Consider the following 8,205-nt stretch of genomic DNA (forward strand, 5'->3'; position numbering starts at 1 on the left):
GCCCTGGCCACCGCCGCGTTGACCCGGTCGCGCAGCGCCACCGAGGCCGCACGCGCACGCCCCACGACCGGCGGCCCGGAGGTGGCCTCGGAGAGCGGTACGACGAGGGTGATCTGTTCGCCGTAGACAGTGCGCAGTTCGGCGGCGAGCCGGTGCGCGAGCGCGTCGTCGCCGCACACCACCATGTGTGCCCGAGCGGTGCCCGGCGGGGTCTGATGAGGAACGCTGCTCGCCACGAGGGGAAAGACTGCCCCAAGGAGGCGGGTGGTTCCAGTATTCCGCTGAACACCCGTGCCCCGACTGCCGTATGCAGAGACAGGGAGCAAAACTCGCGAAACCCCGCACTTGCCGGAGGTAGCACACCCGTGGCCATCACCACCGAACCAGCCGCGTCGACCACGGAGACTCCGCCGACCGCGGAACCGCCCCAGCAGCCGCCCGTGCCCGCGACGCCGGACGCGCCGGCCAAGGAGCCCTCGAAGGACGGCAAGGCCTCGAAGGACGGCAAGGACGGCTGGCAGCTCAACTCGCCGCTCGCGCTGACCATGGTGCTGCTCCTGGTGGTGCTGGCCCAGGGGCCGATCCGTACGGCACTGTCCGCGCCCGTGATGCAGAGCTGGATGACGGTGTTCGTGGCCGTGGTCGTCCAGGCGCTGCCCTTCCTGGTGCTGGGCGTGCTGCTGTCGGCGGCCATCGCGGTGTTCGTGCCGGCCACGTGGTTCACCCGCGCGCTGCCGAACAATCCCGTCCTCGCCGTACCGGTGGCCGGGATGGCGGGGGCGATCCTGCCGGGCTGCGAGTGCGCGTCCGTGCCGGTGGCCGGGGCGCTGGTGCGCCGGGGTGTCACCCCGGCGGCGGCGATCGCGTTCCTGCTCTCCGCCCCGGCGATCAACCCGATCGTGCTGACGGCGACGGCCGTTGCCTTTCCGCGCAACCCGGAGATGGTCCTCGCCCGGTTCGCGGGCAGCCTGCTCGTGGCCTGTGTGATGGGCTGGCTGTGGACGCGGATCGGCCGCACCGACTGGCTGAAGCTGCCCGCCCACGAGCCGCACGCGGGGGAGACCAAGGGGGCCGCGTTCTGGGGCTCGGTGCGGCACGACGTGATGCAGGCCGGCGGATTCCTCGTCCTCGGCGCGATGTCCGCCGCGACGCTCAAGGCGGTGGCGCCGGCCAGCTGGCTGCGTACGGCGGCCGACAACCCGGTGGTGGCGATCCTCGCCCTCTCGATACTCGCCGTCCTGCTGTCGATCTGCTCGGAGGCGGACGCGTTCGTGGCCGCCTCGCTGACCCAGTTCTCGCTCACGGCGAAACTCGCGTTCCTGGTGGTGGGCCCGATGATCGACCTGAAGCTGTTCGCCATGCAGGCGGGCACGTTCGGGCGCGGCTTCGCGATGCGCTTCGCACCCGCCACCTTCGTCCTCGCCATCGCGGGCGCGGTCGTCACCTCGGCGGTGCTCCTGTGAGCCGGCAGGCACAGGCGGCGGTCCTGTTCCTGATCGGCACGGCCCTGCTGCACGCCGGCCTCACCAACCTCTACCTGCGCTACGTCAAGGCAGGCCTCCAGCCGCTGCTGCTGCTCTCCGGCGGGGTACTCATCGTGGCGGCACTGGCGACGGCCTGGTACGAGTGGCGCCGGGCGCGGGCGGAGAAGGCACACGCAGACATTCCGGTGCCGGACGACAGCCACGAGCCCGAGCCCGGTCATGGGCATGTGCACCGCGAACCCCGTATCTCCTGGCTCCTGTTGCTCCCCCTCTTCGCCCTCATCCTGGTCGCCCCGCCGGCCCTCGGCTCGTACAGCGCGGTCCGCACGGGCACGGCCATCCAGCAGCCCTACGGCCTCTCGAAGCTCCCCTCCGACAACCCGCTCACTCTCGGTCTGGTCGACTACGCGACCCGCGCCGTCTACGACCACGGGCACTCCCTGGGCGACCGTCAGCTCAAGGTCACCGGCTTCGTGGCCCTGGACAAGTCCGGCGCCCCCTACCTCGTCCGCATGGCACTCAACTGCTGTGCCGCCGACGCCCAGCCGGTCAAGATCGCCCTGACCGGCAAGATCCCACCGGTCCTGCAGCCCGACACCTGGCTGCTGGTCACCGGCACCTACTCCGCCAAGCAGACCAAGGACCCCGTCAACAACCGCCCCATCCCCTACTTCCAGGTCACCCAGGCCAAGCCGGTCCCGACCCCGAAGGACCCGTACGACGAGAGCTGGAACCAGTGACGCGCTAGGGCGCGGGGCCGTAGCGCGCGGGGCTGCCGGGTCCCGGCCCCAGGCCGTGCCGCACTCCGCGGGCGTACCGTGAAGGGACCGAGGATTTCTCGTGTGCCGGATCGCGCCGGTGCCGTCCTCGGCGAAGGACGACGCCGGGGCGGACGTGTCCGCACCCGGGGCAGGGCTCGCCCCATGACCGTGAATGTGCCCGGTCGGCCGATGACCGCGGACCTCGTCAGGCACGGCGGTGCCGACGCGGCCCACGGGGAGCAGCCGTGGTCGCCCGGCCGGGAGCGCGGCCCCTCTCCCCGGCAGGGGGACCGCGTCCGCCCGCTCAGCCGACGCCAGATCGAGGACCGGTTCGAGGACCTGGGCGATCTGTACGAGGAGACCTCCGGCGGCGGCACCCGCTCCGGGAACCGTTCCCGCGCCGACTTCCTGCGCAGGCTCGCGGGCGATGTCCGGCGGCCCGGGTTCACCCTGCTGATCGCCGAGAACACCACGCTGACGGCCTTCGCCTACGGCTTCCCCGTGCGCGGTGCCGATCCGTGGTGGCAGGGGTGCGACATCCGCCTGCCCCGGACCGTGCGCGGCCTCGCGGTCACCGGCGGGCTCTTCGCGGTCTCCGGGATCGTCGTCCCGCCCGGCGTGCGCACCCACTACCAGGACCGGGAGTGGAACCTCGCCCGGCGCCTGCAGCGCCGGCTGCTCGCCGATCACGCGCCGGCCCTCGGCGTCGCCCTGGTGCCCGGCACCGAGACCGAGACGCTGACGGCGTACCGGGCCTGGGGCTGGCGGGACGTCGTAGCGGAAGCGCGTGATCCGCAGCCGCCCGCCGGGGCCTGCCGGGTACTGCTCCTCGGCCGCTGAGCGCGTCAACCGGTGTTCACGGGCGTCAGGACATCTGTGCTCGCCGCGACAGAGATTCCCCGGGTGCGACTAGAGTTCCCGTAGGGGGAAACACGCTCCCCGGCGGCGGACTGTCGCTCTCCGGTGGTCCGCAGGAAAGGTGTACATGCCCGCAGAAAGCCAGCAGCCCGCGGCCGACCGGCTCGACGACGACGACTACCCCGCCTACACCATGGGCCGGGCCGCCGAGCTGATCGCCTCCACCCCCGGTTTCCTCCGGTCACTGGGTGAGGCCGGGCTGATCACGCCGACGCGGTCGGACGGCGGGCACCGCCGCTACTCGCGTCATCAGCTCCGCACGGCCTCCCGCGCGCGCGAGCTCGTCGACCAGGGGACGCCCATCGAGGCCGCCTGCCGCATCATCAGCCTGGAGGACCGGCTGGACGAGGCGCTGCGCGTCAACGAGGAGCTGCGCCGTTCGTCTCATCGGTAGAAAATCTGATGTCGGCGAAACAGAAATTCACTGTTTCGGGCGGCGCTTTTCCCACACAATTCCGCCGCCGCGGAAATGGGTTCCGTGCTAGGCTGACTTCAGTTGCAGTTGTGGTTGCCAATTTTGAACCGGTTCTCCGGGCAGGTGATCATCACGGCGATGGAGGAGATTCGTAAAGTGCGGATCTCGTGCACTGCCTAGGAGTTAAGACATGGCCACCGGTACCGTGAAGTGGTTCAACGCGGAAAAGGGCTTCGGCTTCATCGAGCAGGACGGCGGCGGCGCTGACGTCTTCGCCCACTACTCGAACATCGCCACCCAGGGCTTCCGCGAGCTGCAGGAAGGTCAGAAGGTGACCTTCGACATCACGCAGGGCCAGAAGGGCCCGCAGGCGGAGAACATCGTTCCCGCCTAAGCACGCGAAGCTGCGAAACAGGGGCCCGCACCTTGGGTGCGGGTCCCTTTTCGTATCTGCTCATTTAGCCGCCGTTCTTCGGCCACCCACCGTTCTTCCGCCGTTCTCCGGCTGCTCGGTTTTCCCCGAGGAGAAATCCTCCCCTCTCCTCCCGCTCGAACCCCTTGGTGAGGCACCATGCGCTGCGTGATCGCCCGTTACCCCTTCGATCTGACGAAGAGCGAGGTGGAGGAGATGCTCAAGGGCATCCGCCCGGAGCAGCCCGTCAGCGGCCCCTGCGCCGTCATCAGCCGCAAGCTGTACCCGGTCAAGCAGGTCGGCGAGGTGATCACCAAGCAGGACCGTCGTGACTTCACGGCCTTCGAGGTGACCCGGGCCCTGACCCGCCTCGGCTTCACCTGCCACGAGACGCCGCCCGCGCCGGCCACCCCCGCGCCCGCCGCACCGCCCGCCGAGTCCGACTCCGGCCCCGAATCAACCTCGTACATCGGCACCACCCTGGGCTGACGCCTCCGCCCCCACCACCTCCGCATCCCCCAAGCGACCACGCCGCCGACGAATCATCCGGGCGCGGGGTCGCTTTTTTCTGCGCCCAGCTGTTTTGCGGCCGGAGCCCTGTGCGCCTTGAGGGGTCTTCGAACTTGAGCGGTGCGGCCCTTACCGGCACCCGCCGGAGGGGACCTTCCCCGCAAAAGTGTGACACTTCAGCACCGAGTGTCACACTTTCGCGCCTCACCCCCCGTGCCGCAGAACGTTCCCACGCACAGCCCGACTTCGAAGACCCGCCTTGCGCCCAGCGGCCGGCGCCCCGCCTCACAACTCCTTGTCCGGCCAGTCCAGCAGGCGTGCGCCGATGACCGCCGTCTGGAGCGTGTACCGCTGGCCGGGGTCCGCCGGGTCCGCGCCGGTGAGCTGGTGGATGCGTTCCAGACGGTAGGTCAGTGCGCGCACGCTCAGGGAGAGTCGCCGGGCGGCCTCCGCGGCCACGCAGCCGCAGTCGAAGTACGTCGAGAGTGTGTCCAGCAGGGGACGCGGGCCGCCGCGCGCCTTGGTGAGCGGGCCCAGCGCGTCGAGGACCAGGTCGGCCATGGCCTGCCGGTCACGGGTGAGCACGGGGTAGACCAGCAGGTCGGCGGCGCGCAGCAGCGGGCCCTCCAGGGTGAGCCGCTCGGCCAGTTCGAGGGTGTTCAGGGCCTCCTCGTACGAGTGGACGATCCCGCCCGCGCCCGGCTGCGGTCGGCCGATCGCGACCCGGGCGCCCTCCGCCGCCGCGTACGACTGCTTGGCGAAGTGGGTGAGGATGTCGTCCTGGTCGCCGGGCGCGACGCACAGCATCCGGCCGGCCTTCGTGGTGAGCAGGATGTTGCGGTCACCGAAACGGCTGATCATCGCGCGCTCCACCTGACGCGGCACCGGCGCGCTCTCGTCGTAGGCCGTCGGTCCCTGGACGACGGCGACGGCGTGCGTGTGGGAGAGGCGCAGCCCGAAGCGTTCGGCGCGTTCCGCCAGTCGGCCCAGGTCGCTGCGGCCGTATAGGAGGTCGTCGATGAACTCCCGCCGGGCCGCTTCCTCTTGGCGTACGGCGACACGCTGGGCGCGTTCGTAGCCCTCGGTGAAGGCGTCGACTACCTGTTGCACGGCGGCGAGTGTGCAGTCGGCGGAACTGGGGGTCTCCGGCCAGGCCGCGCGGGTGGCGGCGAGATGGGCGCTGACCAGGGCGCGCAGTCCGTGTCCGGCCTCGGCCGCGTGTTCGCCCAGGGTGCGGCGGGCCTCCAACTCGGCCCGGGTCAGGCGGCGTCCGGTGACGGCGACCTCCGCCAGGAGCTGCGCGTACCCCGTCAGATACTGCTCAGGTATTCCGCGCTCCGGCAACGCCGCCCCCTGTTTTCTTGACGCCCTGGTGACGCTTTCTTAGCGCGTCACCGGCATCAAGACCCTAATGAACACTGCCGGGTTCCGGCAATGCGCGGGCGTGCACCCCGCGTGCACCATGGCGCCAGGGGAGCACCACGGATGGTTCGGGTGCCGGACACCGGCAGGTTTCCGGCACCAGAACCGCGATCCGCGAGTCCCTGTCGGATGTCAAGGACGAGTGACGAGTAAGGGAACGGGGGGCCGGGATCATGGGGGCGTTCATCGCTGCCGCGACCGGTTTTCCCGCCGTCGTCTTCACCGCGGCGCTCGTCGTGGTCGTCCTCTACTGGCTGCTGGTCGCGCTCGGCGCGGCCGACGCCCACGGGCACGCCCACCTTCACGCCCACTCCCGTGCGCACTCCGACGGCCGGTGGCTCGGCGGAGTCCCGGTGACCTTCGCCTTCTCGCTGTTCGTCGCCGTCGGCTGGCTGATCAGCTTCTGCGCGAGCGTGCTGCTGGTCCCTTCGGGCCCGGCCGGCGTCCTGGTCGGGGCTGCCGTGCTGATCGGCACGGGGTATGTCTCCTGGCAGACGACCAAGCTGCTCGTACGGCCCCTGCACCGCCTGTTTCCCGACGAACACGGGCCGTCCCGGCTGGACTTCGTCGGGCTGACCTGCACCGTTCGCACCGGGCGGGTGGACCACGGGTTCGGGCAGGCCGAGGTCAGGGCGGCGGACGGCTCGGCCGCGGTGGTCCAGGTCCGGCAGACGGGCAACGACGCCCTCGCCGGCGGCAGCACCGGACTGCTCTACGCCTACGACGAGTCCGGCGAGTTCTTCTGGGTCGCGCCCTACGACAGCGCGCTGGACCCGAGGACCGGTCCCGGCAAGACGGGATAGACCGCCAACGCTTGTTGGCCCACGGCCGTTGCCTACGCCTGTTGGTCAACCCCTGTTGGCCCACGCCCGTTTCATCACCCTTCTCATCCCTTGGGGACCCATGTCATGAACGCCATCACCGTGGGCATCGGTGTGTTCGTCGCCGTAGTCCTGCTCATCGCGCTCGCCCTGCTGCTTGTGGTCGGACGGCTGTTCCGGAAGGTGGAGCAGGGGCGGGCGCTGATCGTCTCCAAGACGAAGAAGGTCGACGTCACTTTCACCGGGGCGGTCGTCCTGCCGGTGCTGCACAAGGCCGAGTTCATGGACATCTCGGTGAAGACGATCGAGATACGCCGCACCGGGCGGGAGGGTCTGATCTGCCAGGACAACATCCGGGCCGACATCCACATCAGCTTCTTCGTGCGGGTCAACAAGACCGTCGAGGACGTCATCAAGGTCGCGCAGGCCATCGGCACCCAGACCGCGAGCGACCCGGTGGCGATCCAGGACTTCTTCGCCGCGAAGTTCTCCGAGGCGCTCAAGACCGTCGGCAAGCAGCTGGACTTCGTCGATCTCTACACCAAGCGCGAGGAGTTCCGGGACCGGATCATCCAGGTCATCGGCACCGACCTCAACGGCTACCACCTCGACGACGCGGCCATCGACTTCCTCGAACAGACGCCGATGACCCAGCTCGACAACCAGAACATCCTGGACGCGCAGGGCATCCGCAAGATCACCGAGCTGACGACGATCGAGCACGTGCGCACCAACGAGTTCCAGCGCACCGAGCAGAAGGAGATCACCCGGCAGAACGTCGACGCCCGGGAGACCATCCTGGAGTTGGAGCGCCGGCAGGCCGAGGCGGAGATCAAGCAGCGCCGTGAGGTGGAGGTCCTGCGGGCGCGCGAGGAGGCCGCTACCGCGAAGGTTCAGGAGGAGGAACGGCTGGGCGCGCAGGCCGCGTTCCTCCGTACCGAGGAGCAACTCGGCGTCCAGCGCGAGAACCAGGCCCGCGAGATCGCCGTCGCGCAGAAGAACCGCGAGCGGGTCATCGCCGTGGAGAACGAGCGCATCGAGAAGGACCGGCTCCTCGAAGTCATCGCCCGCGAACGGGAGACCTCGCTGTCCGGGATCGCCCGTGACAAGGAGGTCGAGGTCGAGCGGCGCGAGGTCGCGGACGTGGTCCGGGAACGGATCGCCGTGGACCGTACGGTGGCCGAACAGGAGGAGGCCATCAAGAAGCTGCGGGTGGTCGAGGAGGCCGAGCGGACACGGCAAGCCGTGATCATCGCCGCGGAGGCCGAGGCGCAGGAGAAGCTGGTCAAGGACATCAAGGGGGCCGAGGCCGCCGAGGCGGCCGCCAAGCACCGCGCCGGTGAGCAACTCACCCTCGCCGAGGCCCGGTTGAAGTCCGCCGACCTCGACGCCCGCGCCAAGCTCCGGCTCGCGGAGGGCGTCCAGGCGGAGGCCGCCGCGGCCGGACTCGCCGAGGTCCAGG

10 protein-coding genes are annotated in these 8,205 nt (G+C 70.1%); 8 read left to right on the plus strand and 2 right to left on the minus strand.

Annotated features, from left to right (window positions below):
• Positions 1 to 185, minus strand: a 185-nt coding sequence (locus tag R6V09_RS40070) for a hypothetical protein (RefSeq protein ID WP_317886420.1), incomplete at its 3' end; no start/stop codon positions are given.
• Positions 186 to 365: 180 nt separating this feature from the next.
• Between R6V09_RS40070 and R6V09_RS40075 the strand changes: the two genes are divergently transcribed.
• The 6 genes from R6V09_RS40075 to R6V09_RS40100 all read left to right on the plus strand — a co-directional run bounded on the left by R6V09_RS40075 (position 366) and on the right by R6V09_RS40100 (position 4,479).
• The gene (locus tag R6V09_RS40075) at positions 366 to 1,463 is read left to right on the plus strand and encodes a permease (protein WP_317886414.1); all 1,098 of its coding nucleotides are present in this window, start codon (positions 366 to 368) and stop codon (positions 1,461 to 1,463) included.
• Entirely contained in the window at positions 1,460 to 2,224 is a 765-nt protein-coding gene (locus R6V09_RS40080) for a TIGR03943 family putative permease subunit (protein WP_317886415.1), read from the plus strand. Before R6V09_RS40075 ends, R6V09_RS40080 begins: the two co-directional genes overlap by 4 nt.
• Before the next feature lie 183 nt (positions 2,225 to 2,407).
• Complete coding sequence (locus tag R6V09_RS40085) at positions 2,408 to 3,085, plus strand: hypothetical protein (RefSeq protein WP_317886416.1); 678 nt, start codon at positions 2,408 to 2,410, stop codon at positions 3,083 to 3,085.
• Between the two features lie 145 nt (positions 3,086 to 3,230).
• On the plus strand, positions 3,231 to 3,557 hold the full coding sequence (locus tag R6V09_RS40090; protein ID WP_019070316.1) for a MerR family transcriptional regulator: 327 nt from the start codon (positions 3,231 to 3,233) through the stop codon (positions 3,555 to 3,557).
• 211 nt (positions 3,558 to 3,768) lie between these two features.
• Entirely contained in the window at positions 3,769 to 3,972 is a 204-nt protein-coding gene (locus R6V09_RS40095) for a cold-shock protein (protein ID WP_019063123.1), read from the plus strand.
• A 177-nt stretch (positions 3,973 to 4,149) separates the two neighbouring features.
• Positions 4,150 to 4,479 carry an SCO5918 family protein gene (locus R6V09_RS40100; RefSeq protein WP_317886417.1) on the plus strand — a complete coding sequence of 110 codons (330 nt, stop codon included), beginning with the start codon at positions 4,150 to 4,152 and terminating at the stop codon, positions 4,477 to 4,479.
• Between the two features lie 306 nt (positions 4,480 to 4,785).
• Here R6V09_RS40100 and R6V09_RS40105 read toward each other — a convergent pair whose 3' ends face one another.
• On the minus strand, positions 4,786 to 5,844 hold the full coding sequence (locus R6V09_RS40105; protein ID WP_317886418.1) for a PucR family transcriptional regulator: 1,059 nt from the start codon (positions 5,842 to 5,844) through the stop codon (positions 4,786 to 4,788).
• A gap of 251 nt (positions 5,845 to 6,095) precedes the next feature.
• Between R6V09_RS40105 and R6V09_RS40110 the strand changes: the two genes are divergently transcribed.
• Positions 6,096 to 6,725, plus strand: a complete 630-nt coding sequence (locus R6V09_RS40110; RefSeq protein ID WP_317886419.1) for a hypothetical protein — start codon at positions 6,096 to 6,098, stop codon at positions 6,723 to 6,725.
• Between the two features lie 105 nt (positions 6,726 to 6,830).
• A partial coding sequence (locus R6V09_RS40115) for a flotillin family protein (RefSeq protein WP_442810230.1) occupies positions 6,831 to 8,205 on the plus strand: 1,375 nt, incomplete at its 3' end.

This window comes from Streptomyces sp. W16, assembly GCF_033194735.1.
In the GTDB taxonomy this organism is placed as follows: Bacteria; Actinomycetota; Actinomycetes; order Streptomycetales; family Streptomycetaceae; genus Streptomyces.

Excerpts from the sequence above, each read along its gene's own strand:
- R6V09_RS40085 (WP_317886416.1), top strand. The coding sequence starts at position 2,408 with ATGACCGTGAATGTGCCCGGTCGGCCGATGACCGCGGACCTCGTCAGG.
- R6V09_RS40090 (WP_019070316.1), top strand. The coding sequence starts at position 3,231 with ATGCCCGCAGAAAGCCAGCAGCCCGCGGCCGACCGGCTCGACGACGAC.
- R6V09_RS40095 (WP_019063123.1), top strand. The coding sequence starts at position 3,769 with ATGGCCACCGGTACCGTGAAGTGGTTCAACGCGGAAAAGGGCTTCGGC.
- R6V09_RS40100 (WP_317886417.1), top strand. The coding sequence starts at position 4,150 with ATGCGCTGCGTGATCGCCCGTTACCCCTTCGATCTGACGAAGAGCGAG.
- R6V09_RS40110 (WP_317886419.1), top strand. The coding sequence starts at position 6,096 with ATGGGGGCGTTCATCGCTGCCGCGACCGGTTTTCCCGCCGTCGTCTTC.